Raw genomic sequence first — 24,256 nt, forward strand, 5'->3', positions numbered from 1 at the left:
CCGGCGACCTTCACCTCGCGCCGCGATGCCGGGCTTACCCAGCCTTCGGCCGATCGCCGGGCAACGCTCGCCGCGCCGCGCCCCGATCCCGAGGCCGAGCAGCCCGCCCTGGCCCTGGGCACGCCCGCCGATGCCGAACGCCCGCCGCTGCCGGTCGATGCCTTCATCCGCGCGCTGCAATTCCCCGAAACGCCCGAGGACAAGGAAGGCTTCCGCGCCCTGCGCCTGGCGCTGGAAGACCGCGAGGTCGCCAGGTTGATCCGCGCCGCCCAGGATGTGCTGACCCTTCTCAGCCAGGAGGGGATCTATATGGACGACCTGCAGCCCGAACTGGCGCGGCCCGACCTGTGGCGCCGCTTTGCCGCCGGCGAACGCGGCCGGCCGATCGCCGCGGTGGGCGGGATCCGCGACCGCGCCTCGCTGGCGCTGACCGCCAGCCGCATGCGCGAAGACACGATCTTCCGCGACGCCGCGCATCACTTCCTGCGGACTTTCGACAAGGTCTTCCAGGCCTTCGAAAAGACCGCCAGCGATGCCGAGATCATTGATCTGGCCGATACCCGCACCGCGCGGTCCTTCATGCTGATCGGCCGCGTCGCCGGCGTCTTCGACTAGGGCGCGGCATCCGTCTCGGCCTGCCTTCCTCTCTGTCCAAATATCCCGGGGGTCCGGGGGCAGCGCCCCCGGCCTCTCTGCCGCCCGCCCCGCCTTCCGGCCGTTTCTGGGCTTGTCCTCACCGCGGCTCTCGCCCAGGACTGGGGCATGCAAGCCCCCATCCACCACCCTTTCCCCGAACCGCCGCCCGAAGGCGAGGCGCGCGAGGTTGCGCCTGGCCTGATGTGGATGCGCCTGCCGCTGCCGATGGCGCTGGACCATGTGAACGTCTATGCGCTGGACACGCCCGAGGGCTGGGTGCTTCTGGATACCGGCTTTGACAGCCGCCGCAGCCGGGCGATCTGGGAGCGGCTTCTGGCCGGGCCGCTGGCCGGCCGTCCGGTGGTGCGGGTGATCGTCAGCCATCACCATCCCGACCATGTCGGCCTGGCCGGCTGGTTCCAGGCCCGCGGCGCCGAGCTGATGATGACCCAGACCGCCTGGCTGTTCGCCCGCATGCTGGTGCTGGACGTGCAACCCACGCCCACGCCCCAGGCGATGGCGTTCTGGCGCCGCGGCGGCCTGTCGGCCGAGGCGCTGGCGCGGCGGGCGGCCGAGCGGCCGTTCAACTTCGCCGACATGGTCCATCCGATGCCGCCGGGCTTCACCCGCCTGGCCGAGGGGCAGCGCCTGACCCTGGCGGGGCGCGACTGGCAGATCCGCATCGGCCATGGCCATGCGCCGCATCATGCCACCCTCTGGTCCGAGGGGCCGGAGCCGATCGTACTTGGTGGCGACCAGCTTCTGCCCGGGATCTCGGCCAATATCGGCGTCTACCCGACCGAGCCCGAGGCCGATCCGCTGGCCGAATGGCTGGCCTCGTGCCGGGCGCTGGCCGTTCACGCAAGCGCCGACCAGCTGGTGCTGCCCGGCCACAAGCTGCCCTTCACCGGCCTGCCCTTCCGGCTGCGCCAGATGATCGAGAATCACGAAAACGCGCTGGCCCGCCTGCTCGAGGCGCTTGTCCGCCCCAAGACCGCGGTCGACTGTTTCCCGCTGCTGTTCAAGCGCCCGATCGGCCCCGCCGAAGAGGGGCTTGCCCTGGCCGAATCCATCGCGCATCTGAACCATCTGTGGCATCGCGGGCTTGTCCGCCGTGCTGCTGCCCCTTCGGGCGCCTGGCTTTGGGAAAGGATCTGATCATGGCGAAAGCCCCCGCTTCCCCCGCCGCGCCGGCCAAGTCAAAGACGAAGACGCCGGCTGCGAAGACGCCTGCCAAAACGGCGGCCAAATCCCGCAGCGCCAAGGCGCAGGCGGCCCAGAAAAGCCCGGCCGAATGGGCGCATGACCGGCTGGTGCTGTATATCCGCAACTTCGAAACCCAGCTGGATTCCGCGCAGGAAATCGCCATGGGCTTTGCCGGCAGCGAGGCGGGGGTTCTGCGCATCGAGGGGATCGGCTGGTTCGACCCCGATCTGCTGGCCTTCTACGGCCGCGACGAGGACGGGCTGAAGACCCAGCTGATCCAGCATGTCAGCCAGCTGTCGGTGATCCTGCGCGCCGTGCCGAAGACCCTGCCCGAGGAACCGCCGCGCCGCATCGGCTTTGCCCTGCAGCAGGGCGGCTGGGATGGCGGCGAATCCGGCGACGGCTCGGCCAGCGTCTGACGGCATGCGAGGGCGGGCCATGCGAGGGGGGGCCTTGCGGCGCTTGCCCCCGTGACAGGCCGGGATGAATCGGGTAAGGCTCTGCCAAACCACGCGATAACAGGGATTGCGCAATGGCCGACCACGCGACCACCGAATACAAGCCGGGCTCGATGGACATCCGCGAACAGGAAAAGACCTTCGCGGGCTTCGTGCGCATGTCGATCTGGACGGTTGCCGTCGTGATCGTGATCCTGGTGTTCATGGCGCTGGCCAATTCCTGATCCGGCCGGCTGATCCCGGCCCCGCCCCTGCAAGGAGCCCCCGTGATGCTGCGCCTTCTGGCCGCGCTGGCCTGCCTTCTGACGCTTGCCGCCTGCGGCGCCGACCGGACCTGGGCGCCTGATGACAAGGTGGCCGCCGCGCATTACGTGGCGGGGCCGCCGGCCTCGATCACGCTGATCACGGTGATCAATGACCGCAACGGCTCGGGTGCGCATTCGGGGCTGATCATCAATGGCGCGGAACGGGTGCTGTTCGACCCGGCGGGCACCTTCTACCACCCCTCGATGCCGATCCGGAACGATGTGCATTACGGGCTGACCGACCGGATGCTGGCCTTCTATCTGGACTATCACACCCGCGACAGCGCCGACGAGAAGTTCCACGTCATCGAAAGCACCAAGATCGTCTCGCCCGAAGTGGCGGCGCTGGTGATGCAGCGGGCCAAGGATTACGGCGCCGTGCCCAAGGCCTATTGCGCCAGCTCGATCTCGTCGATCCTGCGCGGGGTGCCGGGGTTCGAGGGCCTGTCGGCATCGATGTTCCCCAAGGCGCTGGGCCGGTCCTTCGACACGCTGCCGGGCGTTACCTCGCGCGTCATCACCCAACAGACCGATATCGGCCATCACGGCGTGAAGATGGTCGATGATGACGGCAAGCCGGTGAACTAGGCCTTGCCGCGGCCCCGGGCCGGGCTCAGTCTGGCCAGAGGGAGGGCCCGTTGCATATCGCTGCTGTGATCCTGGCCGGAGGAGAGGGCCGCCGCATGGGGGGCGCCGACAAGGCGCTGATCCGGCTGGCGGGCCGGCCGCTGGCGGCGCATCTGGCGGCAGCCTTAGGCCCGCAGGTGCAGGCGCTGGCGATCTCGGCCAATGGCGATCCGGCGCGTTTCGCGGATCTGGGCCTGCCGGTTCTGGCCGATGCGGCGCCGATGGGGCCGCTGTCGGGCATTCTGGCCGGGCTGCTCTGGGCCGCGGGGCAGGGGGCGCAGGCGCTGGTCTCGGCCCCGGTCGATACGCCCTTCCTGCCCGCCGATCTGGTCGCGCGTCTGGCCGCGCCCGGCCCTGCCGTCCCCGCATTGGCGCAGGCCGGCGGGCGGCTGCATCCAGCGGTGGCGCTGTGGCCGGTGGGGCTGGCCGCGCCGCTGGCGGCCTTCCTTGCCTCCGGCGCCAAACCGCGGGTCACCGATTTCGCCTTTGCCCAGGGCGCGCAGGCGGTTGAATTTCCCGATCCGGCCGCTTTCGACAATCTGAACACGCCCGAAGACCTGGCCGCAGCCGAGGCCCGGCTTGCGGCGCCCGCAGGCGAGGGCCGCGGATGAGGGTCTATGGCGTCATCGGCTGGAAGAACGCCGGCAAGACCGGGCTGATGGAGCGGCTGGTGGCCGAGATCACCGGGCGCGGCCTGACCGTGTCGACCGTCAAGCATGTGCATCACGATGTCGATCTGGACCAGCCCGGCAAGGATACCTACCGCCACCGCCAGGCCGGGGCGTCGGAAGTCGTGCTGGCCTCGGCCCATCGCTTCGCGCTGATGCGCGAACATCGCGGGCCCGAGCCGGATCTGGCGCAGGTTCTGGCCCGGCTGGCGCCGGTCGATCTGGTGCTGGTCGAGGGCTACAAGCGCGACGCCCACCCGAAGATCGAGGTCTGGCGGGCCGAGACCGGCCATCCGCTGATCCAGCCCGTCGATCCGCTGGTGCGGGCCATTGCCACCGATGCCGCCCTGCCGCAGCCGGTTGCCGTGCCGGTGCTGGACCTGAACGATACCGCCGCGATTGCCGATTTCATCCTGCGGGAGGCGGGGCTTGCGCTTTGACCGCGTCATCGTGGCCGATTGGTCGGCGGCCAACCTGCCCACCTCGGCCCGCCATCGCGCCAATGCGATCTGGATCGGCTGCCATGACGCCGAAGGCGGCGCCGAATGGCATCACCGCACCCGCGCCGAGGGCGAGGCGCAGCTGGGCGCGCTGATCGATGCGGCGCGGGCGGCGGGGCAGCGGCTGCTGTTGGGGTTGGATTTCGCCTTCGGCTATCCCCGCGGTTTCGCCGCGGCGCTGACGGGCGAGGCCCGCGCGCCCGCCGTCTGGCGCTGGCTGGCCGCGGCGATCGAGGATGGCCCCGACAACCGCAACAACCGCTTCGCCGTGGCCGCGCAGATCAACGCGCTGATCCCGGGCGGGCCCGGCCCGTTCTGGAGCCATCCGTCCAAGCAATCCTGGCCCGGCCTGCCGCCGCGGCGCGAGGGCATCGACCTTGCGGCGCTGGGCCTGGCCGCGACCCGGGTGACCGAGGCGCTGGCGCCGCCGGCGAAATCGCCCTTCATGCTGTTCAACCCGGGCGCCGTCGGCTCGCAATCCCTGCTGGGCCAGCCGATGCTGCACCGGCTGTCGCAGCGCCCGGGCGTGGCGGTCTGGCCCTTCGATCCGGTCGAGGAGGCGCCGGTGGTCGTGGCCGAGGTCTACCCCTCGCTTCTGGCCGGGCCGGTGGCGCGGCTGGCGCTGGCCGAAGAGATCCCGGCCGATCAGGCGCAGGTGCGGCTTCTGTCGCGGGCGCTGTGGCGGCTGGGGCAGGAGGGGCGGCTGGCGGCTCTGTGGCAGGCCCCGGATCCGGCCCCGGAAGAGGGTTGGATCCTGGGCTGCGGTCAGGCGGCGCTGCTGGCCTCGGCCCTGGCCGAGCCCGCCGTCGCGGTGGAGGCCGGACCATGCCCAGCCTGATCCGCGGCTTTCCCGAAGCGCAGCGCGACCAGGCGGCGCGGCTGTACTGGGAGGCGTTCGGTGGCAAGCTGGGCACGGTTCTGGGCCCCGAGCCGCGGGCGCTGGCCTTCCTTGGCCGCATCCTGCGCGCGGATCACTGTTTTTCGGTGCTGGATGACGACGGGCAGCTGATCGGCATCGCGGGGTACAAATCGCCCCAGGGCGGCTTTGCGGCGGGTGGGTTCCCCCAGATGCGCGCGGCCTATGGCGGTTTCGGCGCGCTGTGGCGCAGCCTGGCCCTGTGGACGCTGAGCCACGAGGTCGACAATGAACGCTTCCTGATCGACGGCATCGCGGTGACCCGCCGCGCCCGCGGCCTGGGCGTCGGCACCGCGCTGATCGAGGCGCTGTGTGCCGAGGCGCGGCAGCGTGGCTACAAGGCGATCCGGCTGGAGGTGATCGACAGCAATATCCGCGCCCGGGCGCTGTATGCGCGGCTGGGATTCGTGCCGCTGCGCACCGACCGGCTGGGGCCCTTGGCGCTGCTGTTCGGCTTCCGCGCCGCAACGACGATGGTTCGCGGGCTTGACGAAGATTGACCCGCACGTCACGGAGGGCCATGGCTTGACGCCGCCGACCCCGGGCGCGACTGTGGCGCCAGACAGGACAGACCGATGACAGGCAAGCAGAAAAACTCTGGCGTCGAAGGCTTTCTCGCCCCGCTTTCCGCGCGTCTGGCGCGGCTGCGCGGGCTTGAGGCGGCCGTGTTCTGGGAAAGCGGCGGCTGGCCCGACGCGCCGGCCGAGATCCTGGAACCGGAAGAGATCGTCTTCTATCTGGAAGGCCTGGTTGAGGAAGGCTTCTGCCTGGAATGGCGGCTGGTCGGCCTGGCCGATGCGCCCGCGCAGCCCGATCATCTGCGGATCTATGTCTGGGAAAATGGCGCCGCACCGCCGGGCCCCGAGGCCGAGAGCCTGGTGGTGATCGCGGTGCAAAGGCAGGACGGATGAAATTTCTGCGCGGTTTCGGCCCGGTCCATCCGCAGATGAGCCTGCGCGAAGTGGTGCTGGCGGCGCTGGGCGCGGGGGTCTTGCTGGTGGTGACCGCGCTTGGCCTGTCGCTGACCGCCGGCAAGGCCGCGACGCTGGCCCTGCTGGCGCCCTTTGGCGGGACGGCGCTGGTCCTGGTGGCGCTGCCGGAAAGCCCGCAGGCGCAGCCCTGGCCGGTGGTGCTGGGCCTGTTCCTGTCGGCCCTGTCGGCCGAGATCGTGATCCACCTTGCCCCCTCGCCCCTGCCGCTATGGGGTCTGCCGCTGACGGTGATGCTGGCGACGCTGCTGATGGCGGTGACCCGGTCGCTGCATGCGCCGGGCGGGGCCATGGCGCTGTGCGTGGGGCTGATGGGGGCGGAAGGCCGGAAGGCCGATTTCCTGTTTCCCTTCCTGCAGGCCGGGGCGGGCGCTGCGATGCTGGTCGCGCTGGCGATCTTCTGGCACTGGCTTATGAACAACCGCTATCCCGGCAAGGGCTGATCCGATGACCGACCCCAAGGCCTTTTCCGATCTGCACGCCGCCTGCGCGGCCGAGGGCACGATCCTGTTCACCCTCTCGATCCTCGATCCGGCCGCCGGCGTCTCGCGCCGCGCCTATACCTCGCATCCGGTGGAATATCCGGTGCAGGGCACCAAGCCGATGGAGCGGGACGCCTGGTTCATCGACTGTGTCGAGGGCCGCAACACCTTTGTCGCCAACACGCCCGAGGGCTTTCGCGACCATTTCTTCGACCATGCGCTGATCGAAAGCATGGGCCTTGGCTCGGCGGTGAATATCCCGCTGGCGGCCAGCGCACAGGCGCCGGTGACGGCGACGGTCAACCTGCTGGCGGGGCCGGGCCATTTTAGCGCCGAAAAGCTGGCGCGCTATGCGGCGCTGACCGAAGCCCACCGCCCGGCCATTCTGGCCGCGCTGTCGGACCTGACCTAGGCCCATGGCCTTCACGCTGCGGCAGCTGCAATTCTTCGTGGCCGCAGCCGAGGCCGGATCGGTAACCGGCGCCGCCCGCGCCCTGTCGATCAGCCAATCCTCGATCACCGAGGCGATCCGCGCGCTGGAAGACGATCTGGGTGTCTTGCTGTTTGACCGCCAGGCCCGGGGACTGCTGATCACCCAGAAGGGCAGCGCCTTCCTGCGCCATGCCCGCACCATTCTGGCCGATGTGGCCGCCGCCCGGTCAGCCTTTCGCGACGAGACCGAACAGCCGCCCGGCCGGCTGGCGCTGGGGGTCACCTCGCTGGTCGCGGGCTATGTGCTGTCGGATATCCTGTCGCGCTACCGCCGCGCCTTTCCGCGGGTCGAGCTGAACGTGACCGAGGACAATGGCGATTACCTGCAGCATCTGCTGATCGGCGGAGAGCTGGATGTTGCGGTGCTGCTGACCTCGTCGGTCAAGGATCGCATGGCGCTGAATGTGGAAACGCTGGTCGTTTCGCCCTATCGGCTGTGGCTGCCGCTGGGCCATCCCCTGGCCGATCAGGAATCGATCGCGCTGGAGGACATGGCGGGCCAGCCGCTGATCCAGCTGATGGTGGACGAGATCGAGGAATCGACCCGCCGGCTTACCGCCGCCCTGCCGGTGAAGCCGCAGATCGCCTTCCGCACCCGCAGCGTCGAGGCGGTGCGCAGCCTGGTCGCCACGGGCGCGGGCCTGGCGATCCTGCCCAGCCTGGTCTACCGGCCCTGGTCCCTGGAAGGCGACCGGATCGAGATCCGCGATGTCTCGGGCGACCTGCCCTCGGTGCAGGTCGGACTGGCCTGGCGCCGGGGCGCGCCGCTGTCGCGCCCGGCGCATGATTTCATTCGCTCGGCCCAGGGGGCCATTGCCGAACGCTAGAAGGCCAAGGCCTTAGCGGGATCCGGCCATGAACACGTAATAGGTCCGCCCGCCGGCCGTGGCCGTGCCCAGCCCCATGCTGCGCGCACCGCTGTTCAGGATATTCTCCCAATGCTTGGACGACCCCTTCCAGATCCGCACCGGGGCCGAGGCCGAGCTTTCGGTCGACCGGGCGACATTCTCGACGCCCGATCCGAAGCCCGCGCCCCTTAGGCGCGACGGGAAGCCCGCATGCGACAGTTTCGCATCCGCCGCCATCTTGCAGGCATGCTTTGCCGCCGCCGCGCCCAGATCGGCATTCACCGACAGCCGGGGCAGGCCCTTCTTGGCGCGTTCGCCATTGATCCAATCGGCCAGGCTGGCCTCGATCGCGGCCGCATCCTTCGGCTTCGAACAGGCCAGGGCAGCCCCGCCCAGTGTCACTCCCAGCACAGCGGCGGCCAGCGCCAATCGGATTCGCATCGTTTCAACTCCCTCACCAAGCCTTGGGTCTTGCCGCACCATAGCGCGCTCGCCCGGGGACGGAACGCCCGGTTGGGGCAGATGGTTCCTGCCATCGGTTTTTCCGAATGCAGGCTTCCGGGTTTTGTTATTGCGAAACGCGGCGGCGCGGAAGAGGCTTGCGGCATGACCGGATCACCGGCGCCCCGCCCGTTGCGGCGGGTTATCCAGCAGGGAGCCCCAGATGACGATCTCGAAGACCATGAAGCTGATGGCCGGCACCGCGCTTTCTGCGCTGACCGGCCTTACCCCCGTTCTGGCCCAGGTGAGCGAACTTGGCACCGGCGAAGGCGCGGTGAACATCGTCGCCTGGCCCGGCTATATCGAGCGCGGCGAAACCGACAAGGCCTTCGACTGGGTGACCAAGTTCGAAACCGCGACCGGCTGCAAGGTCAACGTCAAGACGGCGAACACCTCGGACGAGATGGTGGCGCTGATGAACGAAGGCGGCTTCGACCTGGTCACCGCCTCGGGCGATGCCTCGCTGCGGCTGGTGGCCGGCAAGCGGGTGCAGCCGATCAACACCGATCTGATCCCCTCGTGGTCGAAGGTGGATGACCGGCTGAAGGATGCCGGCTGGCATACGGTTGGTGGCGTGCATTACGGCGTACCCTACATGTGGGGGCCGAACGTGCTGATGTACAATACCGAAGTGTTCAAGGAACCGCCGACCTCGTGGAAGGTGGTGTTCGAGAAGATGGACCTGCCCGATGGCAAGTCGAACCAGGGCCGGGTGCAGGCCTATGACGGGCCGATCCACATTGCCGATGCCGCGCAATATCTGATGGCGCACAAGCCCGAACTGGGCATCACCAACCCCTATGAGCTGAACGAAGACCAATATGCCGCGGCGCTGGATCTCTTGCGGGCGCAGCGCGAACTGGTGGCGCGCTACTGGCATGACGCCTTCATCCAGATGGATGATTTCAAGAATGAGGGCGTGGTCGCCTCGGGCTCCTGGCCGTTCCAGGTCGGGCTGCTGAAATCCGAGGGTCAGCCGGTCGCCTCGACCATCCCGGAAGAGGGGGTGACGGGCTGGGCCGACACCACGATGATGCATGTCGATGCCGAACATCCGACCTGCGCCTATCTGTGGATGGAACATTCGCTGTCCTCGAACCTGCAATCCGACCTGGCGGTCTGGTTCGGCGCCAACCCCTCGGTGCCGACCGCCTGCACCGACGGCTCGGGCATGTCGACGGCTGAAAGCTGCCATGCGAACGGCATGGACGATTTCGACAAGGTCCGGTTCTGGACCACGCCGGTTGCGAATTGCAGCCAGGGCGAAGGCGCCTGCGTGCCTTATTACCGCTGGGTCAGCGACTATATCGGCGTGATCGGCGGCCGCTGAGCGGCGGTCGCCCCCCCTGACCCCGGGGCCCGTCTGCGGCCCCGGGGCGGATCCAAAGCCCGGCGCTTCCGCCGGGGCCCCTTCCTGTTGCCTGGACCTCAGCATGACCTCAGCCGTCGAATTCCGCAGCGTCTCACGCCATTTCGGCCCGGTCAGGGCCGTGGACGGGGTGGATCTGACCATCGCGGAAGGGTCTTTCTTCGCGATGCTCGGCCCCTCGGGTTCGGGCAAGACCACCTGCCTGCGGCTGATCTCGGGCTTTGAACAGCCCAGCGCCGGGGCGATCCGCATCTTCGGCGAGGATGTGTCGCGCGTGCCGCCGCATCTGCGCAACGTGAATACGGTGTTTCAGGATTACGCGCTGTTCCCGCATCTGAACGTGCGCGACAATGTGGCCTACGGGCTGATGGTCAAGGGCGTGGGGCGCGGGCCGCGCCATGCCCAGGCCGAAGAGATGCTGGCGCTGGTCAAGCTGGACGGCTACGGCGACCGGAAACCCGCGCAATTGTCGGGCGGGCAACGGCAGCGGGTGGCGCTGGCGCGCGCGCTGGTGAACCGGCCGCGGGTGCTTCTCTTGGACGAACCCCTGGGCGCGCTGGATCTGAAACTGCGCGAGGCGATGCAGGATGAGTTGAAGGCCCTGCAGCACCGGCTGGGCCTGACCTTCGTCTTCGTCACCCATGACCAGCATGAGGCGCTGTCGATGGCCGACCACCTGGCGGTCTTCAACGAGGGGAAAATCGCCCAGATCGGCACGCCGCAAGACATCTACGACCGCCCCGCCACCCGCTTCGTCGCCGATTTCGTCGGGTCTTCCAACGTCCTGCCCCCGGCGCTGACCCGGGCGCTGGGCGGGCCCGAGGCCTGGGCCTCGCTGCGCCCCGAGGCGGTGCGCCTGGCGGCCGCGGGGCCGGTCACCGGCCCGGTGACGGCGCTGCGCTATCTGGGCGTCGGCACCCGCGTGGCGGTAAGGCTGGGCGAGACCGAAGTCGCCGCCCTGATCCCGGCCGGCCAGCCCCTGCCCGCCGAGGGCGAGATCGTGGCGCTGGCCTTCGACCCGTCGGCCCTGCATGTGATGGAGGGCGCCCGATGATCCGACCCTGCACCTGGCCCAACCGGCAGAGGGGGGCTCTGCCCCCTGCGTCCTTGGCTCTGGGGGAAGCGGCATGAGCGGCGCGGTCCTTCCCGCCCGCGGCCCGGGCGACCGGCTGACCGGCCTGTTCTGGCGCCGGCCCTGGCTGCTTCTGCTGCTGCTGATCGCGCCGCCGCTGCTGTGGCTGGGCGTGGTCTATATGGGATCGCTGGCCGCGCTTTTGCTGCAAAGCTTCTATTCCATCGACGAGTTTTCCGGCATCGTCGTGCCGGAATTCACTCTGAAAACCTATGCCGAGCTGTTCCGGGCGCAGAACCTGGACATCATCCTGCGCACCGTCACCATGGCGGCGGCGGTGACGCTGGCCTGCGCGGCGCTGGCCTTCCCGATCGCCTATTTCGCCGCCCGCTATGCCAAGGGGCCCTGGAAGGCCGCCTTCTATCTGGGCGTCATGCTGCCCTTGTGGTCCAGTTACCTGGTCAAGGTCTATGCCTGGAAGCTGATCCTTGCCAAGGAAGGCATCCTCGGCTGGGCCGCCGAGCGCACGCATACCGGCTTCGTCATCGACGGGCTGCTGTCGATCCCGGGTCTGCAGGGATCCAGCCTGTCGACCTCGCCCATCGGCACGTTTCTGGTCTTCGTCTATATCTGGCTGCCCTACATGATCCTGCCGATGCAGGCGGCCCTCGAACGCGTGCCGCAATCGATGCTGGAAGCCTCGGCCGATCTGGGCGCCACCTCGCGCCAGACCTTCCGCTCGGTGATCCTGCCCCTGGCGCTGCCGGGGGTGGTCGCGGGATCGATCTTCACCTTCTCGCTGACGCTGGGCGACTACATCATCCCGCAGATCATTGGCAATTCGGCGAATTTCATCGGCATGGCGGTTTATCAGCTGCAGGGCACGGCGGGGAACATCCCCTTGGCCGCTGCCTTCGCCGTGGTGCCGATCGGGATCATGCTGGTCTATCTGTGGCTTGCCAAACGCGCGGGGGCTTTCGATGCGCTCTGACCGATCCCCGCTGGCGCTGAAACTGGCGGCCTTTGGCGGCTTGCTGTTCCTGCATCTGCCTATCCTCTTGATCTTCCTCTACGCCTTCACCACCGAGGAGCGCAGCTATCAGTTCCCGCCGCCAGGGCTGACCACGAAATGGTTTGCGGTGGCCTGGTTCGACCGGCCCGACATCTGGCCGCCGCTTTACCTGTCGCTGAAGGTCGCGGCGATTTCCACCGTGATGGCGTTGATCCTGGGCACGTTCTGCGCCGCGGCCATGAGCCGGGCCCGGTTCTTCGGCCGCGACCAGATCACCTTGCTGGTCCTTCTGCCCATCGCGCTTCCGGGCGTGATCACCGGCATGTCGCTGCGTTCGGCCTTTGGGGTGATGGACATCCCCTTCTCGACCTGGACCATCGTTCTGGGCCACGCCACCTTCTGCATCGTCATCGTCTACAACAATGCCGTGGCGCGGTTCCGCCGCCTGTCGGGCGGGATTCTTGAGGCGAGCGCCGATCTGGGCGCCAACAGTTTCCAGACCTTCCGCCATGTGCTGCTGCCCAATCTGGGCTCGGCCCTGCTGGCGGGCGGCATGCTGGCCTTCGCGCTGTCCTTCGACGAGGTCATCGTCACCACCTTCACCGCCGGCCAGCAATCGACCCTGCCGATCTGGATGCTGAACGAACTGGTCCGCCCGCGCCAGCGCCCGGTCACCAATGTGGTGGCGATCGTCGTCTTCGCCGCGACCTTCCTGCCGATCCTGGCCGCCTATTACCTGACCCGCGGCGGGTCCGAGACCGCTGGCATGGGGAAATGAGGGAGACATTCATGGACACGCTTGCCACCATCGACACCGCCCTGCTGATCGGTTCCGCCTTCGAGCCGGGGCAGGAAGCGGCAGAGCCGATCCTGAACCCGCGCACGGGCGGGCTGATCCTGGATGTGGCCGAAGCCTCGACCGGGCAGATCGACCGTGCCGTCGCCGCCGCGCGCGTGGCCTTCGAGACCTGGTCGCGCACCACGCCCGCCGAACGCTCGGCCGCGCTGTTGCGCATCGCCGACCGGATCGAGGCCGAGGCGCAGGGCTTTGCCGCGCTGGAGGCGCTGAACTGCGGCAAGCCGATCAATGCCGCGCTGAATGATGAACTGCCTGCCGTGGTCGATTGCTTCCGCTTCTTCGCGGGCGCCGTGCGCACCCAGCAGGGCCAGGTGGCAGGCGAATATCTGGCGGGCCATACCAGCATGATCCGCCGCGATGCGGTGGGCGTGGTGGCCAGCATCGCGCCCTGGAATTACCCGTTGATGATGATGGCCTGGAAGCTGGCCCCGGCCCTGGGGGCCGGCAATACGGTGGTGTTCAAACCTTCGGAACAGACGCCGCTCAGCGCCTTGAAACTGGCGCGCATCCTGGCCGAGGAATTGCCGGAAGGCGTGGTCTCGGTGCTGACGGGGCGGGGCCAGACCGTGGGCAATTACCTGATCCACCATCCGGGCATCGACATGATCAGCCTGACCGGCGATGTGGCGACCGGCCGCAAGATGCTGGATGCGGCCGCCAAGACGGTGAAGCGGACGCATCTGGAACTGGGCGGCAAGGCGCCGGTCCTGGTCTTTGACGATGCCGACATCCCCGCGGTGGTCGAGGGGCTGCGGGCGTTTTCCTTCTACAATGCCGGGCAGGATTGCACCGCCGCCTGCCGGGTCTATGCCGGGCGCAAGGTCTATGACCGGCTGGTCGCCGATCTGACCGCCGCGGCGGGCGCCATCCCGCTGGGCGAGGCAGACGATACGCTGAACGAGATCGGCCCGCTGATTTCCCAGCGCCAGCGCGACCGCGTGGCCAGTTTCGTGAACCGCGCCCGCGAGTTGAACCATGTCGAGGTGACGACGGGCGGCGAGGCGATGGAGCAGGGCTTCTATTACCGCCCCACTGTGGTGGCCGGCGCCCGCCAGGAAGACGAGATCGTGCGGCGCGAGGTTTTCGGGCCGGTCGTTTCCGTGACGCCGTTTTCCGACGTGGATCAGGCGGTGGTCTGGGCGAATGACAGCGATTATGGGCTGGCGTCCAGCGTCTGGACGCGTGACGTGGGCCGCGCGATGGCAACCGCGGCGCGGCTGCGCTACGGCTGCACCTGGATCAACACCCATTTCATGCTGGTCAACGAAATGCCGCATGGCGGGCTGAAACAGTCGGGCTATGGCAAGGACATGTCCAGCTACGCGCTGGAGGATTATTCCGTGGTGCGGCATGTGATGGTGAAGCACGGGTGATGGGCCCGCGAATGTGCATGTCGCGCTTCTTAACTGGGTGGTCAGGTTTAACCTAGTGAAATGCCAAGCTTGGCGGCGGTCTCCTGCTTCAAATATGCAACGGCCAGGTCTTTGAGCATTCCAAGTGTCATGCCTCCGACCGCGGCGGCGCCGCTCTTTGCCTTATTCCAAACGGTATCATTGCGGATTGCGTCGAGAAAGTCGTGCCCTTTCGCTGTCATGCGCATGGTCCCGCGGCCGACTTCCGTCTACATGCCTTCGTCCGCCAACAGAAGCATATGGTACCTGCGTCTACGCTCCTCCTCTGATGAGCTATGTGTCGTGCCTGGCACAAGGATCAGCCAATCGTCTTGCTTTTCGAACTCGAAAAGCAGAGTGCGAATAAGATCGTCATCTCGTTTCATGACTATTCACCCCGCCGCCTTCTCCAGCACCTCTTCCGCCCAGGCATTCAGGCTTTTGCCCGCCAGTTCCGCGGCCAGTGCCGCCTTGCGATGCACTTCCGGGTCCACGCGGAACATCATCTGGCCGGAATAGGCCTTTTGCGGCTCTTTCCCGATCTTTGCACAGGTTTCGAGATAATCATCCACCGCTTCGCGAAATGCCTCGCGCAGGCCTTCTACCGTGTCGGCATGAAATCCTACCCCATCGCGGATGCCGGCAAGCTTTCCGGTGAAGATGCCGTCTTCGTCATCGTATTCGATTCGGGCTGAATAGCCCTTGTAGCTCATCGCATTGCTCATGGTTTCACCCCGATGCGCTCCAGAAAATCTCGCGCTGCCCGCACCTGATAGCGCTTCGCCTCTTTCGCCGGATGCGGCCGGTGAAACGTCTCGACCTCGGCCCCACACAGGAAGCGCACCCGCGATCCGCGGCCTTCCACCAGTTCCGCCCCCGACCAGATCAGCAAGCTTTCGATATCGGCCCAGACAAGAGTGCCCGAGACCGGATCGGTGAAAACAGCCTCTAGCGTGCGGCGATGCTTGCTGTTCATGCTTGCAAGATAGCAAAGCTTGCAGTTTTTGCAAGCGCAAGGTGGGGCGAAGCCCTCGACGCGCCGTTTCGAGAAATGAAAACCCCCGGTCCGGGGAGGGCGGACCGGGGGTGGTTTCGGCTGACCGACAGGGGGGGGATATGTCAGCCGGTGACGCGGCGGATCAGGCTTTCGCCCAGGAACAGCGGGACCAAAGTCGCATGCGCAGCCGCGATCACGAAAAGCGCCGCCCCCGTCCCGACCCCGCAGCGCCCGGTCTGGCGGGCCAGACCGAAGGCGCCGGCGGCAAGGCGGCCGGGAAAATCCGCCGGGGCAGACCAATTGCCGGTGTTGGCGGAACGGGGGGCAGTCATCGTCATCTCCAAGGAATTCAGTATGTTGCGATCAATCTTGATGGGATGACTATGGCCCGGCCCGATGGGCGGGTCCAATGACAAAGCCTGTCATCCGGGCGGGAATGCAAAAGACCCCGGCCGCGGGGCCGGGGTCTTTGCCAGATCCGAAAGATCAGGGCCTCAGCGGCGGTGATCGTCGTCTTCATCCTCGTCATCGGCACCGCCGGCGGGCAGGTTGAAGAAGCTGTCGGCATCCGAGAAATCGGCCGGCGAGGCCTCTTTCTCGTCGGCGCCGAACACTTCCAGCCCGGTCAGCGCATCGGGCATCTTCGGCTCGTCCGCCGACATGCCCAGCGAGGTTTCGGTCGACACCAGCTTGCGCCGCTCGTCATCCGACATGACCGAACCCTCGGCCGCCTTCTTGCGCGCCGCGGCCTGCACGGCGGCATCCAGTTCCGACTGCCGGCACAGGCCCAGGGCGACCGGGTCGATGGGCGTCATGCTTTGGATGTTCCAATGCGTGCGCTCGCGGATCGACTGGATCGTCGGCTTGGTGGTGCCAACCAGCTTGCCGATCGCGCCGTCGGACAGTTCGGGATGGAACTTCACCAGCCACAGGATGGCATTCGGCCGGTCCTGGCGCTTGGACAAGGGCGTGTAGCGCGGCCCGCGGCGCTTGTCTTCGCCCACGGCGGCGGCGTTGTATTTCAGCTTCAGCCGGTACAGCGGATCGGCCTGGCCGCGCTCGATCTCGCCCGGATCCAGCTGGTTGTTGGCGATCGGATCAAAGCCCTTGACCCCGCCGCCCACGTCGCCATCGGCAATGCCCTGCACTTCCAGCTCATGCATGCCGCAGAAATCGGCGATCTGCTTGAAGGTCAGCGTCGTATTGTCCACGAGCCAAACGGCAGTGGCGCGCGCCATGATCGGCTTGTTCATCATCCGGCTCCTTTACAAATCTCTCCCGTGCCGGGAAAACGGCTGCGGACCTGGCCCGCGGTTCTCCTGATGTCGGGGAATTGGGCGCCCATATAGACGGTTTCACAGCCCAGGGGAAGTGAAAATGACGCGAGCCCTGGTGGCGCTTCTGACCCTTGTCCTGCTGTCGGGCCCGCTGCGGGCCGAGGGCGAAAGGGCGGGCGATTTCGACTATTACGTGATGTCGCTCAGCTGGTCTGCGGGCTGGTGCGCGCTGGAAGGCGATGGGCGCGACGATCCGCAATGCGACCCGGGCCGCGGGCTGACCTTCGTGCTGCACGGGCTTTGGCCGCAGCACGACCAGGGCTGGCCCAGCTATTGCCGCACGCCTGAGCGCGATCCGACCCGCGCCGAAACCGCCGCCATGGCCGATATCATGGGCGGGGCGGGGCTGGCCTTCTATCAGTGGAAAAAGCATGGCCGCTGTTCGGGCCTGACCGCACCGGCCTATTACGCCAAGGCGCGGGCGGCCTATCGCAGCATCACCCTGCCGCCGGTCTTCGCCAGGATGACCAAGACGCTGAAAGTCCCGGCCGAGGTGATCGAGGGCGCGTTTCTTGAGGCGAATCCAGGGCTTGCCCGCGACCAGATCACTGTGACCTGCAAGGCCGGCCGGATCGAGGAGGTGCGCATCTGCCTGACCAAGGACCTGCAGCCGCGGCGCTGCGGCGCCGATGCGATCCGCGATTGCCGGCTGAAGGACGCGGTGCTGGATGCGGTGCGGTAAGGGCGGCCTGCGGGCTTAATCCTCGACCTTCAGCACGATCTTGCCGACATGGCCCGGCGTCTCGATCCGCCAATGGGCCGAAGGCGCCTCGGCCAGCGGATATTCGCTGTCCATCACCACCTTGAACGCCCCGCGTTCGATCATCGGCCAGACATGGGTCTCCACCGCCGCGGCGATCCGGGCCTTTTCATTCTCGGATTGCGGCCGCAGCGTCGATCCGGTGATCGTCAGCCGCCGCATCATCACTTCGGCAAAGCTGACCTCGGCCCGGGCGCCCTGCAGGAAGGCGATCTGCACCAGCCGGCCATCATCGGCCAGGGCCTTGATGTTCTTCTCGATATAGGGCCCGCCCACCATGTCGAGGATCACATCGGCCCCGCCCTGGCCGCGGATGATCTTCGACCAGTCCTGACTGCGGTAGTTCAGCGCCAGATCGGCGCCCAGATCGGTGCAGACCTGGCATTTCTCATCGGTGCCGGCGGTGGCAAAGACCCGCGCGCCCAGGGCTTTGGCGATCTGGATCGCGGTTGTGCCGATGCCCGAGGTTCCGCCATGGACCAGAAAGGTCTGCCCCGCCTTCAGTTTGCCGCGCATTACCATGTTCGACCAGACGGTGAAGCAGGTCTCGGGCAGGCAGGCGGCTTCGCGCAGGGGCACGCCCTGCGGGATCGGCAGGGCATGCGCCTCGGGACAGGTGGCATATTCCGAATAGCCGCCGCCCGGCAGCAAGGCGCAGACCTTGTCGCCGATCGCCCAGCGCGTGACGCCCGGCCCGCATTCGACCACCGTGCCCGAACATTCCAGCCCCGGAATGGGCGAGGCATCGGGCGGCGGGGCATAGGCGCCGGCGCGTTGCAGCGCATCGGGGCGGTTCACGCCGGCCCAGGCGATGCGGATCACGATCTGGCCATGGCCCGGCACCGGCACCGGCACCGAGACCGGCTTCAGCACGTCGGGCCCGCCGGGGGCGCTGATTTCCATCGCCAGCATCGAATGCGAAAGCGTCATCGCGGTGTCTCTTTCCTGATCTCAGAACGCGCGCGGGCCCGTATCGCGAACAGGGTCGCGCGGGGCTTGGCGGCCGGGAAGGTCGTCGGGCTGTTTTGGCGCCCGAATCCTTTCCATGATCTTTAGCGGCCCCGCAAGCAGGGCCTTTCCCAGCGGATTGCCCAGAAAAGCGGCCTTCGCCTTTTCAAAGGCCATCACCCCCTCGATCCGGCGATCCAGGAAATCCCAGGTCGCCTGGTGGTCGGGGCTGTCATCGCCCAGCCAGTACAACACGGTCGAGCCATAGACCGCCGCCAGGCTGGCGCGTTTGGTGTACCAGTTCAGATCGTCCGAGCTGTCGCCCAGCGCGCGCCAGATCGCATCGGCACTGGCCCAGACCGCCGCCGCGCCTTCGGCCGCATGCTGGGGCAGGGCGAACAGCGTGGCGCCGCGGCGCACCAGCTCGCGATCGGCCAGATCCAGCCGCAGCCGCACCGCCCGCGCGATCCTGTCGCGAAAGCGCAAGCCGGACAGGTCTTCGCCCGCCAGCGCCGCTTCCATCGCCCGGTCGCCGGCGCGGTGATAGGCCATGGCCAGATCCACCCCGCCGCGCGGAAACAGCGCCCGCGCCAAAGCCGGGTCGGCGCCCGAATCGGCAATCGCGGCCAGAAACGTGGCTTCGGACCAGCCTTCAAAGGGTACATGCGGCAGGGCGGCCGCCAGAATCCGGGATTTCACGTCGTCATCTTGCATTTCGGCCTCCGTTTCGGCGCCACAGGTGGACAAGCGGGCGCCCGGCTGCTATGGGCTGCCCCGCCTGCACATGTCGTGCAACTCTAGCTTAGGAAGGTGGTGACAACCACATGCAGGTCAGCGTCCGCGACAATAACGTCGAACAGGCCCTTCGGGCCCTGAAGAAAAAGCTCCAGCGCGAAGGCGTGTTCCGCGAAATGAAGCTCAAGCAGCATTTCGAAAAGCCTTCGGTCAAGAAGGCGCGCGAACAAGCCGAAGCGGTCCGCCGTGCGCGTAAACTCGCACGCAAGAAGGCTCAGCGCGAAGGCGCGCTCTGATTTCTGGCGGAACGGCGCTTTTCATGGCGTCACGTCCGAACACTGGGGCCGCAAGGCCCGTCAAGGTCAGCCCCCGTCCCGCAAGGCCGGGGGTTTTCCATTTCCGCTAAAGCGGCTTTTCGATCTCCGCTAAAGCGGCAGGGCGGTGGTCTTGACCACGGTTTTCAGCGCGAAGCTGGACTGCATCTTGGCGACGCCGGGCAGCCGCGCCAGCGCGCTGCGATGCAGCCGGGCGAAATCCTCGGTATCGCCGACCGCGATCTTCAGCAGGTAATCGGCCGTGCCCGCCGTCAGATGGCATTCCAGGATCTGCGGCACTTTCGCCACCGCGCGTTCGAAGGCATCCAGCAGCTCTTCGGCCTGCGAATCCAGCGTGATTTCGACAAAGACCGTGCTGGGCAGGCCCAGCCGCCGCGGATCCAGCAGCGCCACATAGCCGGCGATGAACCCGTCTTCTTCCAGCCGCTGCACCCTGCGGTGACAGGCCGAGGGTGACAGGTTCACCCTTTCGGCCAGATCGGCATTGGTGATGCGGCCATCCTGCTGCAATGCAGCAAGAATCCGGCGGTCGGTTGCGTCCAGATCGGAGTTCACGGAAGACTCCTTCACGCCTGAGCGATTTCTTCGAAGATTATTCGAAGGGCAGGCCCGCGCGCCAGCGAGATTTCAAAGCATCGCCGGCGATTTCGCGTCACGCTGCGGGCCTGGGGCCGCTGCGGCTGCGGCCCGCCACAGGGAGAGAGACGATGAAGATCGGATGTCCGAAAGAAATCAAACCGCAGGAGTTCCGCGTGGGCATGACCCCCGACGCCGTGCGCGAGGCGGTGGGTCATGGTCACGCGGTTCTGGTCGAAACCGGCGCCGGCCTGGGCGCGGGGTTCAGCGATGCCGATTACCAGGCGGCGGGCGCGCAGATCGCGGCAAGCGCGGCCGAAATCTTTGCCGCGGCCGAGATGGTGGTGAAGGTGAAAGAGCCGCAGCCGGCGGAACGGCGGATGCTGCGGCCGGGGCAGGTGCTGTTCACCTATCTGCATCTTGCCCCCGATCCCGACCAGACCCGCGACCTTCTGGCCTCGGGCGCGACCTGCATCGCCTATGAAACGGTGACCGACGATCGCGGCGGCCTGCCGCTGCTGGCGCCGATGTCCGAGGTCGCGGGGCGGCTGGCGCCGCAGGTCGGGGCCTGGACGCTGCAGAAGGCCAATGGCGGGCGCGGGGTTCTGCTGGGCGGCGTGCCGGGGGTTCTGCCGGCCAAGGTGCTGGTGATCGGCGGCGGCGTCGTGGGCACGCATGCGGCGCGGGTCGCGGCTGGCATGGGTGCCGATGTCACGGTGATCGACCGCTCGATCGCCCGGCTGAAATATCTGGACGATGTGTTCGCAGGCCAGTTCCGCAACGCCTTTGCCAGCGCCGCGACCACGCTTGCGCTGGCGCGTGAGGCCGATCTGATCATCGGTGCGGTGCTGATCCCCGGCGCCGCGGCGCCGAAGCTGATCAGCCGGGCGCAATTGGCGCAGCTGAAGCCCGGGGCGGCATTGGTGGATGTGGCCATCGACCAGGGCGGCTGCTTCGAAACCTCTCGCCCGACCACCCATCAGGACCCGATCTATACGGTCGATGGCATTCTGCATTACTGTGTGGCGAACATGCCCGGCGCGGTGGCGCGCACCTCGACCCAGGCTTTGGGCAATGCGACGCTGCCCTTCCTGCTGGCGCTGGCCGACAAGGGCTGGAAGCGCGCCTGCGCCGAGGATCGCCATCTGCTGGCCGGGCTGAACGTGCATGCCGGCCGGCTGACCTATGCCGCGGTCGGCACGGCGCTGGGCCTGCCGGTGACCGATCCGGCCGAGGCGCTGGCGCTGTAGCCCGCGACAGGGCGTCGCAGCGGGTCGCGCCGGCAACGGAGCGGCCCGGTTCCCGGCGTATCACGGGCAGCCAAGCAAAAGGGTGCGCCATGCGACTGCTCAGCCAGAAACCTTCGACCCTGATCCTCTGGATCGTCCTTGCCCTGCCAGGGGTGACCATGCTGCCGGCGCTGTTCGGCGAGGATGCCAAGGCTTTTCACCGCTTGCTGCATCCGACCGGCGAATTCGCCGCGCGCTTCATGATCATCGGCATGATGGCTTCGGGGCTGGTGCTGCTGTTCCGCGGCTGGCGCGGGCCGCGCTGGCTGCTGCATCACCGGCGCGACATCGAGGTGGCGGCATTCGCCTATGCCGCGCTGCATACGCTGGTCTATCTGATCGACCGCGGCACGCTTGACCGCGTTCTTGCCGCCCTGCCGCATGTGGAGATCTGGACCGGCTGGCTGGCGATGCTGATCTTCGTGCCGCTGGCGATCACTTCGAACGACGCGTCGCAACGCTGGCTGCGCCGGGGCTGGAAGGGCCTGCAGAAACTGGCCTATCCGGCGGCGGTTCTGGTGTTGATCCATTGGGCGGCGCTGCACAACTGGGGCAGCTGGCCGGTGGCGGCGGTGCATTTCGGACCGCTGATCGGGCTGTGGGCCTATCGCGCCTGGTATTGGTATCTCAGGCCGCGGAACGCGGCGGCGGCCTGAGAGGTGAAGCCTGGCGGCAACGGGGGGCGGGCGCGGGCCTGCCCCCTTTGGCCTATTTGCTTTTCAGCTCGGCCAGGATTTCCTTCAGCAGGTCGGTCTCGCTGGGCCCGGGAGGGGCCGCCGGCGCCTCGGCCTTCTTCGGGACCAGCCGGTTGACCGCCTTGACCAGAAGGAAGACCACCCAGGCGATGATCAGGAACTTGATCACGGCATTGATGAAATTGCCGATCATGAACTGGGCCTCGCCCAGGCCGACGCTGATCGAGCTGAAGTCGATCCCGCCGATCACCAGCCCCAGAAGCGGATTGACCAGATCGTCGACCAGCGAGGTGACGATGGCGGTGAAGGCCGCCCCGATGATGATCCCGACGGCAAGGTCAAGAACATTGCCCTTCGCGATGAAGGCCTTGAACTCATTTAGCATTATTTGCCCCTTCTGCGGCCCGGAACCACCCCCGGGCATTCCCAAAACGCGCCTGCACAGGCGTGAGGCGACTATCGCACAGAGAAGTCTGCTTCTTCACGGGGAATTTCTGCTTATGTGAGAATGAGATCAGCCCGAATCCAGCCGCGGAGGCCCCGATGTCCGACCTTGCCGATTTTCCGATCACCCGCCGCTGGCCGCCGCGCAGGCCCGACGCGATCCAGCTGTATTCCCTGCCGACGCCGAACGGCATCAAAGTGTCGCTGATGCTGGAAGAGACCGGGCTGCCTTACGACGCGCATCTGGTGAACTTTGCCAGCAATGACCAGTTCAGCCCGGAATTCCTGTCGCTGAACCCCAACAACAAGATCCCGGCGATTCTGGATCCGCAGGGCCCGGGCGGCAAGCCGCTGGCGCTGTTCGAAAGCGGGGCGATCCTTCTGTATCTGGCCGAGAAGTCGGGGCAGTTCCTGCCCGAGGCGCAGCGCTGGGAGGTGATCCAGTGGCTGATGTTCCAGATGGGCGGGATCGGGCCGATTTTCGGCCAGCTGGGGTATTTCCACCATTTCGCCGGCAAGGAGATCGAAGATCCGCGCCCGAAGGAACGCTTCCGCGCCGAGGTGGAGCGGCTGTTGAAAGTGCTGGATGGCGCGCTTGAGGGGCGCGACTGGATCGCGGGCGACTATTCCATCGCCGATATGGCGATCGGGCCCTGGCTGCGCGGCTTGCGCGATTTCTACAAGGCGGCGGATATCGCGGGCTGGGGCAGTCTGAAGAATGTTCCGCTTTATCTGGATCGCTTCCTGGCCCGCCCGGCGGTGCAGCGCGCGATCAACATTCCCGCCCGCGGCTGACCGCTGGGGCGCGATCCTTCGACGAAGGATCGCAGCGCCCCTAACGGGGCGCCGCCGCCCGGCGCAGCCGGTCGTTGATCGCCCGGCCCAGCCCCTTCTCGGGGATCGGTGCAAAGGCGATGCGGCCCTCGGGCCCGGCCAGCGCGTCGGCCTCGCGCAGGATGTGGAACAGGCTCGCCGCGGCCTCGACCAGATCGCCGCTGGCCGACAGGGTCAGATCGCCCTTCACCGGGCCGAACCCCACCAGGATCTCGCCGGTCTCGGCCGCATGCGCGCCCAGCCGCACCGGCGCGCCGGGCGCGTAATGCGAGGCAAGCTGGCCGGGCGCATTGGGCGCCGTTTCGCTGCCGCCGGCCGGCAGGGGCTGACGCAGCGCCGCCTCCAGCGCTTCGGCCGGCACCCCGCCCGGGCGCAGAAGCCGCGGCTCGGGCCCCAGGCTGACGATGGTGCTTTCCACCCCCACCGCGCAGGCCCCGCCATCCAGCACCGCGGCGATCCGGCCCGACAGGCCCGCCCGCACATGGTCGGCCCGCGTGGGCGAGACCCGGCCCGACGGATTGGCCGAGGGCGCCGCCAGCGGCCCGCCAAAGGCGCGCAGCAGCGCGCTTGCCACCGGATGGGCGGGCAGGCGCACGGCAAGCGTGTCATGCCCGGCGGTGACCAGGGCCGAGATCCCGGCCTCGGGCCGCAGCGGCAGCACCAGCGTCAGCGGCCCGGGCCAGAAGGCCTGCGCCAGCGCCCGCGCCTGGGCATCGAAGACCGCCAGCGTCTCGGCCATCTCAAGATCGGCGACATGGGCGATCAGCGGGTTGAAGCGCGGCCGGCCCTTGGCCTCGAAAATCCGCGCCACCGCCTGATCGTTCCGCGCATCGCCCCCCAGCCCGTAGACCGTCTCGGTCGGGAAGGCGACAAGCTGCCCCGCGCGCAGCAAAGCGGCGGCCCGGGCGATCCCGGCATCGTCGGCGGAAAGGGTCTCGGTCGGTTCCATGTGACGCAGCGTCCGGCGGGCCGGGC

At 67.6% G+C, this 24,256-nt stretch carries 33 protein-coding genes and 1 pseudogene; 23 read left to right on the forward strand and 11 right to left on the reverse strand.

What is annotated here, in order from left to right; all coding sequences use genetic code 11:
• The 13 genes and pseudogenes from K1Y73_RS02715 to K1Y73_RS02775 form a co-directional block, all read left to right on the forward strand.
• Positions 1-615, forward strand: a pseudogene (locus tag K1Y73_RS02715) (hypothetical protein); the annotation flags it as partial.
• A 147-nt stretch (positions 616-762) separates the two neighbouring features.
• Positions 763-1,794 carry an MBL fold metallo-hydrolase gene (locus K1Y73_RS02720; RefSeq protein ID WP_225026384.1) on the forward strand — a complete coding sequence of 344 codons (1,032 nt, stop codon included), beginning with the start codon at positions 763-765 and terminating at the stop codon, positions 1,792-1,794.
• 2 nt (positions 1,795-1,796) lie between these two features.
• Positions 1,797-2,261 (forward strand): DUF6173 family protein, encoded by a 465-nt coding sequence (locus K1Y73_RS02725; protein ID WP_225026385.1) that lies wholly within the window; start codon positions 1,797-1,799, stop codon positions 2,259-2,261.
• Between the two features lie 113 nt (positions 2,262-2,374).
• Entirely contained in the window at positions 2,375-2,524 is a 150-nt protein-coding gene (locus K1Y73_RS02730; RefSeq protein ID WP_225026386.1) for an aa3-type cytochrome c oxidase subunit IV, read from the forward strand.
• Positions 2,525-2,569: 45 nt separating this feature from the next.
• The gene (locus K1Y73_RS02735; RefSeq protein ID WP_225026387.1) at positions 2,570-3,193 is read left to right on the forward strand and encodes a hypothetical protein; all 624 of its coding nucleotides are present in this window, start codon (positions 2,570-2,572) and stop codon (positions 3,191-3,193) included.
• 50 nt (positions 3,194-3,243) lie between these two features.
• Entirely contained in the window at positions 3,244-3,843 is a 600-nt protein-coding gene (gene mobA, locus K1Y73_RS02740) for a molybdenum cofactor guanylyltransferase MobA (protein WP_225026388.1), read from the forward strand.
• On the forward strand, positions 3,840-4,340 hold the full coding sequence (gene mobB / locus K1Y73_RS02745) for a molybdopterin-guanine dinucleotide biosynthesis protein B (protein ID WP_225026389.1): 501 nt from the start codon (positions 3,840-3,842) through the stop codon (positions 4,338-4,340). Before mobA ends, mobB begins: the two co-directional genes overlap by 4 nt.
• Positions 4,330-5,238 (forward strand): molybdopterin guanine dinucleotide synthesis, encoded by a 909-nt coding sequence (locus tag K1Y73_RS02750; RefSeq protein ID WP_225026390.1) that lies wholly within the window; start codon positions 4,330-4,332, stop codon positions 5,236-5,238. The genes mobB and K1Y73_RS02750 overlap by 11 nt, the downstream gene beginning before the upstream one ends.
• Positions 5,226-5,816 carry a GNAT family N-acetyltransferase gene (locus K1Y73_RS02755; protein ID WP_225026391.1) on the forward strand — a complete coding sequence of 197 codons (591 nt, stop codon included), beginning with the start codon at positions 5,226-5,228 and terminating at the stop codon, positions 5,814-5,816. Before K1Y73_RS02750 ends, K1Y73_RS02755 begins: the two co-directional genes overlap by 13 nt.
• Before the next feature lie 75 nt (positions 5,817-5,891).
• Positions 5,892-6,227: a hypothetical protein gene (locus tag K1Y73_RS02760; RefSeq protein WP_225026392.1), complete on the forward strand. Its 336-nt coding sequence runs from the start codon at positions 5,892-5,894 to the stop codon at positions 6,225-6,227.
• Positions 6,224-6,748 (forward strand): HPP family protein, encoded by a 525-nt coding sequence (locus K1Y73_RS02765; protein ID WP_225026393.1) that lies wholly within the window; start codon positions 6,224-6,226, stop codon positions 6,746-6,748. Before K1Y73_RS02760 ends, K1Y73_RS02765 begins: the two co-directional genes overlap by 4 nt.
• A gap of 4 nt (positions 6,749-6,752) precedes the next feature.
• Positions 6,753-7,199, forward strand: coding sequence for a GAF domain-containing protein (locus K1Y73_RS02770; RefSeq protein ID WP_225026394.1), 447 nt, complete (start codon positions 6,753-6,755; stop codon positions 7,197-7,199).
• Positions 7,200-7,203: 4 nt separating this feature from the next.
• Positions 7,204-8,106: a LysR substrate-binding domain-containing protein gene (locus K1Y73_RS02775; protein WP_225026395.1), complete on the forward strand. Its 903-nt coding sequence runs from the start codon at positions 7,204-7,206 to the stop codon at positions 8,104-8,106.
• Positions 8,107-8,118: 12 nt separating this feature from the next.
• Here the strand turns inward: K1Y73_RS02775 and K1Y73_RS02780 are convergent, their stop codons facing one another.
• Positions 8,119-8,568 carry a CAP domain-containing protein gene (locus K1Y73_RS02780; RefSeq protein ID WP_225026396.1) on the reverse strand — a complete coding sequence of 150 codons (450 nt, stop codon included), beginning with the start codon at positions 8,566-8,568 and terminating at the stop codon, positions 8,119-8,121.
• 223 nt (positions 8,569-8,791) lie between these two features.
• Here K1Y73_RS02780 and K1Y73_RS02785 point away from each other — a divergent pair, with 223 nt between their 5' ends.
• From K1Y73_RS02785 to K1Y73_RS02805, 5 genes are all read left to right on the forward strand, one after another.
• Complete coding sequence (locus tag K1Y73_RS02785) at positions 8,792-9,958, forward strand: ABC transporter substrate-binding protein (protein ID WP_225026397.1); 1,167 nt, start codon at positions 8,792-8,794, stop codon at positions 9,956-9,958.
• 103 nt (positions 9,959-10,061) lie between these two features.
• Positions 10,062-11,051 carry an ABC transporter ATP-binding protein gene (locus K1Y73_RS02790; RefSeq protein ID WP_225026398.1) on the forward strand — a complete coding sequence of 330 codons (990 nt, stop codon included), beginning with the start codon at positions 10,062-10,064 and terminating at the stop codon, positions 11,049-11,051.
• A 73-nt stretch (positions 11,052-11,124) separates the two neighbouring features.
• Entirely contained in the window at positions 11,125-12,060 is a 936-nt protein-coding gene (locus tag K1Y73_RS02795; protein WP_225026399.1) for an ABC transporter permease, read from the forward strand.
• Positions 12,050-12,859, forward strand: coding sequence for an ABC transporter permease (locus tag K1Y73_RS02800; protein WP_225026400.1), 810 nt, complete (start codon positions 12,050-12,052; stop codon positions 12,857-12,859). The genes K1Y73_RS02795 and K1Y73_RS02800 overlap by 11 nt, the downstream gene beginning before the upstream one ends.
• Positions 12,860-12,888: 29 nt before the next feature.
• Entirely contained in the window at positions 12,889-14,313 is a 1,425-nt protein-coding gene (locus tag K1Y73_RS02805; RefSeq protein ID WP_404819054.1) for a gamma-aminobutyraldehyde dehydrogenase, read from the forward strand.
• 47 nt (positions 14,314-14,360) lie between these two features.
• Here K1Y73_RS02805 and K1Y73_RS02810 read toward each other — a convergent pair whose 3' ends face one another.
• The 5 genes from K1Y73_RS02810 to K1Y73_RS02830 all read right to left on the reverse strand — a co-directional run bounded on the left by K1Y73_RS02810 (position 14,361) and on the right by K1Y73_RS02830 (position 16,581).
• A complete protein-coding gene (locus tag K1Y73_RS02810) occupies positions 14,361-14,534 on the reverse strand; it encodes a DUF2513 domain-containing protein (RefSeq protein ID WP_263626499.1) in 174 nt (57 codons plus the stop codon).
• Positions 14,535-14,723: 189 nt separating this feature from the next.
• On the reverse strand, positions 14,724-15,056 hold the full coding sequence (locus tag K1Y73_RS02815) for a type II toxin-antitoxin system HicB family antitoxin (RefSeq protein WP_225026403.1): 333 nt from the start codon (positions 15,054-15,056) through the stop codon (positions 14,724-14,726).
• Complete coding sequence (locus K1Y73_RS02820) at positions 15,053-15,307, reverse strand: type II toxin-antitoxin system HicA family toxin (protein ID WP_225026404.1); 255 nt, start codon at positions 15,305-15,307, stop codon at positions 15,053-15,055. The genes K1Y73_RS02815 and K1Y73_RS02820 overlap by 4 nt, the downstream gene beginning before the upstream one ends.
• Before the next feature lie 143 nt (positions 15,308-15,450).
• On the reverse strand, positions 15,451-15,660 hold the full coding sequence (locus K1Y73_RS02825; RefSeq protein ID WP_225026405.1) for a hypothetical protein: 210 nt from the start codon (positions 15,658-15,660) through the stop codon (positions 15,451-15,453).
• 162 nt (positions 15,661-15,822) lie between these two features.
• Positions 15,823-16,581 (reverse strand): DUF1013 domain-containing protein, encoded by a 759-nt coding sequence (locus K1Y73_RS02830; RefSeq protein ID WP_225026406.1) that lies wholly within the window; start codon positions 16,579-16,581, stop codon positions 15,823-15,825.
• Between the two features lie 124 nt (positions 16,582-16,705).
• On the opposite strand from K1Y73_RS02830, the gene K1Y73_RS02835 reads away from it, so the two are divergent.
• On the forward strand, positions 16,706-17,347 hold the full coding sequence (locus tag K1Y73_RS02835; RefSeq protein WP_225026407.1) for a ribonuclease T2 family protein: 642 nt from the start codon (positions 16,706-16,708) through the stop codon (positions 17,345-17,347).
• A gap of 15 nt (positions 17,348-17,362) precedes the next feature.
• Here K1Y73_RS02835 and K1Y73_RS02840 read toward each other — a convergent pair whose 3' ends face one another.
• Together K1Y73_RS02840 and K1Y73_RS02845 are read right to left on the reverse strand one after the other, a co-directional pair.
• Positions 17,363-18,355 (reverse strand): NAD(P)H-quinone oxidoreductase, encoded by a 993-nt coding sequence (locus K1Y73_RS02840; RefSeq protein WP_225026408.1) that lies wholly within the window; start codon positions 18,353-18,355, stop codon positions 17,363-17,365.
• A 21-nt stretch (positions 18,356-18,376) separates the two neighbouring features.
• The gene (locus K1Y73_RS02845; protein ID WP_225026409.1) at positions 18,377-19,087 is read right to left on the reverse strand and encodes a COQ9 family protein; all 711 of its coding nucleotides are present in this window, start codon (positions 19,085-19,087) and stop codon (positions 18,377-18,379) included.
• A gap of 110 nt (positions 19,088-19,197) precedes the next feature.
• Here K1Y73_RS02845 and rpsU point away from each other — a divergent pair, with 110 nt between their 5' ends.
• Positions 19,198-19,404, forward strand: coding sequence for a 30S ribosomal protein S21 (gene rpsU / locus K1Y73_RS02850; protein ID WP_023666753.1), 207 nt, complete (start codon positions 19,198-19,200; stop codon positions 19,402-19,404).
• Between the two features lie 129 nt (positions 19,405-19,533).
• Here the strand turns inward: rpsU and K1Y73_RS02855 are convergent, their stop codons facing one another.
• Positions 19,534-19,998 carry an Lrp/AsnC family transcriptional regulator gene (locus K1Y73_RS02855; RefSeq protein WP_225026410.1) on the reverse strand — a complete coding sequence of 155 codons (465 nt, stop codon included), beginning with the start codon at positions 19,996-19,998 and terminating at the stop codon, positions 19,534-19,536.
• Between the two features lie 152 nt (positions 19,999-20,150).
• Here K1Y73_RS02855 and ald point away from each other — a divergent pair, with 152 nt between their 5' ends.
• Both ald and K1Y73_RS02865 read left to right on the forward strand, forming a co-directional pair.
• Entirely contained in the window at positions 20,151-21,269 is a 1,119-nt protein-coding gene (gene ald / locus K1Y73_RS02860) for an alanine dehydrogenase (protein ID WP_225026411.1), read from the forward strand.
• A gap of 89 nt (positions 21,270-21,358) precedes the next feature.
• A complete protein-coding gene (locus K1Y73_RS02865) occupies positions 21,359-21,964 on the forward strand; it encodes a protein-methionine-sulfoxide reductase heme-binding subunit MsrQ (RefSeq protein WP_225026412.1) in 606 nt (201 codons plus the stop codon).
• Positions 21,965-22,016: 52 nt separating this feature from the next.
• Here K1Y73_RS02865 and mscL read toward each other — a convergent pair whose 3' ends face one another.
• The gene (gene mscL / locus K1Y73_RS02870) at positions 22,017-22,388 is read right to left on the reverse strand and encodes a large conductance mechanosensitive channel protein MscL (protein ID WP_225026413.1); all 372 of its coding nucleotides are present in this window, start codon (positions 22,386-22,388) and stop codon (positions 22,017-22,019) included.
• A 158-nt stretch (positions 22,389-22,546) separates the two neighbouring features.
• Here mscL and K1Y73_RS02875 point away from each other — a divergent pair, with 158 nt between their 5' ends.
• On the forward strand, positions 22,547-23,242 hold the full coding sequence (locus K1Y73_RS02875) for a glutathione S-transferase N-terminal domain-containing protein (RefSeq protein ID WP_225026414.1): 696 nt from the start codon (positions 22,547-22,549) through the stop codon (positions 23,240-23,242).
• A gap of 40 nt (positions 23,243-23,282) precedes the next feature.
• Here the strand turns inward: K1Y73_RS02875 and K1Y73_RS02880 are convergent, their stop codons facing one another.
• Positions 23,283-24,230 carry an L-threonylcarbamoyladenylate synthase gene (locus K1Y73_RS02880; protein ID WP_225026415.1) on the reverse strand — a complete coding sequence of 316 codons (948 nt, stop codon included), beginning with the start codon at positions 24,228-24,230 and terminating at the stop codon, positions 23,283-23,285.
• Positions 24,231-24,256 lie beyond the last annotated feature (26 nt).

This window comes from Xinfangfangia pollutisoli (assembly GCF_020179405.1).
Classification (GTDB): Bacteria; Pseudomonadota; Alphaproteobacteria; order Rhodobacterales; family Rhodobacteraceae; genus Pseudogemmobacter; species Pseudogemmobacter pollutisoli.

What these genes read in the sequence shown, in the direction of transcription:
- K1Y73_RS02775 (WP_225026395.1), top strand. Translation starts at nt 7,204, where the DNA reads ATGGCCTTCACGCTGCGGCAGCTGCAATTCTTCGTGGCCGCAGCCGAG.
- K1Y73_RS02820 (WP_225026404.1), bottom strand. Translation starts at nt 15,307, where the DNA reads ATGAACAGCAAGCATCGCCGCACGCTAGAGGCTGTTTTCACCGATCCG.
- K1Y73_RS02735 (WP_225026387.1), top strand. Translation starts at nt 2,570, where the DNA reads ATGCTGCGCCTTCTGGCCGCGCTGGCCTGCCTTCTGACGCTTGCCGCC.
- K1Y73_RS02835 (WP_225026407.1), top strand. Translation starts at nt 16,706, where the DNA reads ATGACGCGAGCCCTGGTGGCGCTTCTGACCCTTGTCCTGCTGTCGGGC.
- K1Y73_RS02770 (WP_225026394.1), top strand. Translation starts at nt 6,753, where the DNA reads ATGACCGACCCCAAGGCCTTTTCCGATCTGCACGCCGCCTGCGCGGCC.
- K1Y73_RS02730 (WP_225026386.1), top strand. Translation starts at nt 2,375, where the DNA reads ATGGCCGACCACGCGACCACCGAATACAAGCCGGGCTCGATGGACATC.
- K1Y73_RS02765 (WP_225026393.1), top strand. Translation starts at nt 6,224, where the DNA reads ATGAAATTTCTGCGCGGTTTCGGCCCGGTCCATCCGCAGATGAGCCTG.
- K1Y73_RS02825 (WP_225026405.1), bottom strand. Translation starts at nt 15,660, where the DNA reads ATGACTGCCCCCCGTTCCGCCAACACCGGCAATTGGTCTGCCCCGGCG.
- K1Y73_RS02790 (WP_225026398.1), top strand. Translation starts at nt 10,062, where the DNA reads ATGACCTCAGCCGTCGAATTCCGCAGCGTCTCACGCCATTTCGGCCCG.
- K1Y73_RS02725 (WP_225026385.1), top strand. Translation starts at nt 1,797, where the DNA reads ATGGCGAAAGCCCCCGCTTCCCCCGCCGCGCCGGCCAAGTCAAAGACG.
- K1Y73_RS02780 (WP_225026396.1), bottom strand. Translation starts at nt 8,568, where the DNA reads ATGCGAATCCGATTGGCGCTGGCCGCCGCTGTGCTGGGAGTGACACTG.
- K1Y73_RS02810 (WP_263626499.1), bottom strand. Translation starts at nt 14,534, where the DNA reads ATGACAGCGAAAGGGCACGACTTTCTCGACGCAATCCGCAATGATACC.
- K1Y73_RS02720 (WP_225026384.1), top strand. Translation starts at nt 763, where the DNA reads ATGCAAGCCCCCATCCACCACCCTTTCCCCGAACCGCCGCCCGAAGGC.
- K1Y73_RS02760 (WP_225026392.1), top strand. Translation starts at nt 5,892, where the DNA reads ATGACAGGCAAGCAGAAAAACTCTGGCGTCGAAGGCTTTCTCGCCCCG.
- K1Y73_RS02785 (WP_225026397.1), top strand. Translation starts at nt 8,792, where the DNA reads ATGACGATCTCGAAGACCATGAAGCTGATGGCCGGCACCGCGCTTTCT.
- K1Y73_RS02755 (WP_225026391.1), top strand. Translation starts at nt 5,226, where the DNA reads ATGCCCAGCCTGATCCGCGGCTTTCCCGAAGCGCAGCGCGACCAGGCG.
- K1Y73_RS02830 (WP_225026406.1), bottom strand. Translation starts at nt 16,581, where the DNA reads ATGAACAAGCCGATCATGGCGCGCGCCACTGCCGTTTGGCTCGTGGAC.
- K1Y73_RS02875 (WP_225026414.1), top strand. Translation starts at nt 22,547, where the DNA reads ATGTCCGACCTTGCCGATTTTCCGATCACCCGCCGCTGGCCGCCGCGC.
- ald (WP_225026411.1), top strand. Translation starts at nt 20,151, where the DNA reads ATGAAGATCGGATGTCCGAAAGAAATCAAACCGCAGGAGTTCCGCGTG.
- K1Y73_RS02800 (WP_225026400.1), top strand. Translation starts at nt 12,050, where the DNA reads ATGCGCTCTGACCGATCCCCGCTGGCGCTGAAACTGGCGGCCTTTGGC.
- K1Y73_RS02840 (WP_225026408.1), bottom strand. Translation starts at nt 18,355, where the DNA reads ATGACGCTTTCGCATTCGATGCTGGCGATGGAAATCAGCGCCCCCGGC.
- mobB (WP_225026389.1), top strand. Translation starts at nt 3,840, where the DNA reads ATGAGGGTCTATGGCGTCATCGGCTGGAAGAACGCCGGCAAGACCGGG.
- K1Y73_RS02865 (WP_225026412.1), top strand. Translation starts at nt 21,359, where the DNA reads ATGCGACTGCTCAGCCAGAAACCTTCGACCCTGATCCTCTGGATCGTC.
- K1Y73_RS02880 (WP_225026415.1), bottom strand. Translation starts at nt 24,230, where the DNA reads ATGGAACCGACCGAGACCCTTTCCGCCGACGATGCCGGGATCGCCCGG.
- rpsU (WP_023666753.1), top strand. Translation starts at nt 19,198, where the DNA reads ATGCAGGTCAGCGTCCGCGACAATAACGTCGAACAGGCCCTTCGGGCC.
- K1Y73_RS02845 (WP_225026409.1), bottom strand. Translation starts at nt 19,087, where the DNA reads ATGCAAGATGACGACGTGAAATCCCGGATTCTGGCGGCCGCCCTGCCG.
- mscL (WP_225026413.1), bottom strand. Translation starts at nt 22,388, where the DNA reads ATGCTAAATGAGTTCAAGGCCTTCATCGCGAAGGGCAATGTTCTTGAC.
- K1Y73_RS02815 (WP_225026403.1), bottom strand. Translation starts at nt 15,056, where the DNA reads ATGAGCAATGCGATGAGCTACAAGGGCTATTCAGCCCGAATCGAATAC.
- K1Y73_RS02795 (WP_225026399.1), top strand. Translation starts at nt 11,125, where the DNA reads ATGAGCGGCGCGGTCCTTCCCGCCCGCGGCCCGGGCGACCGGCTGACC.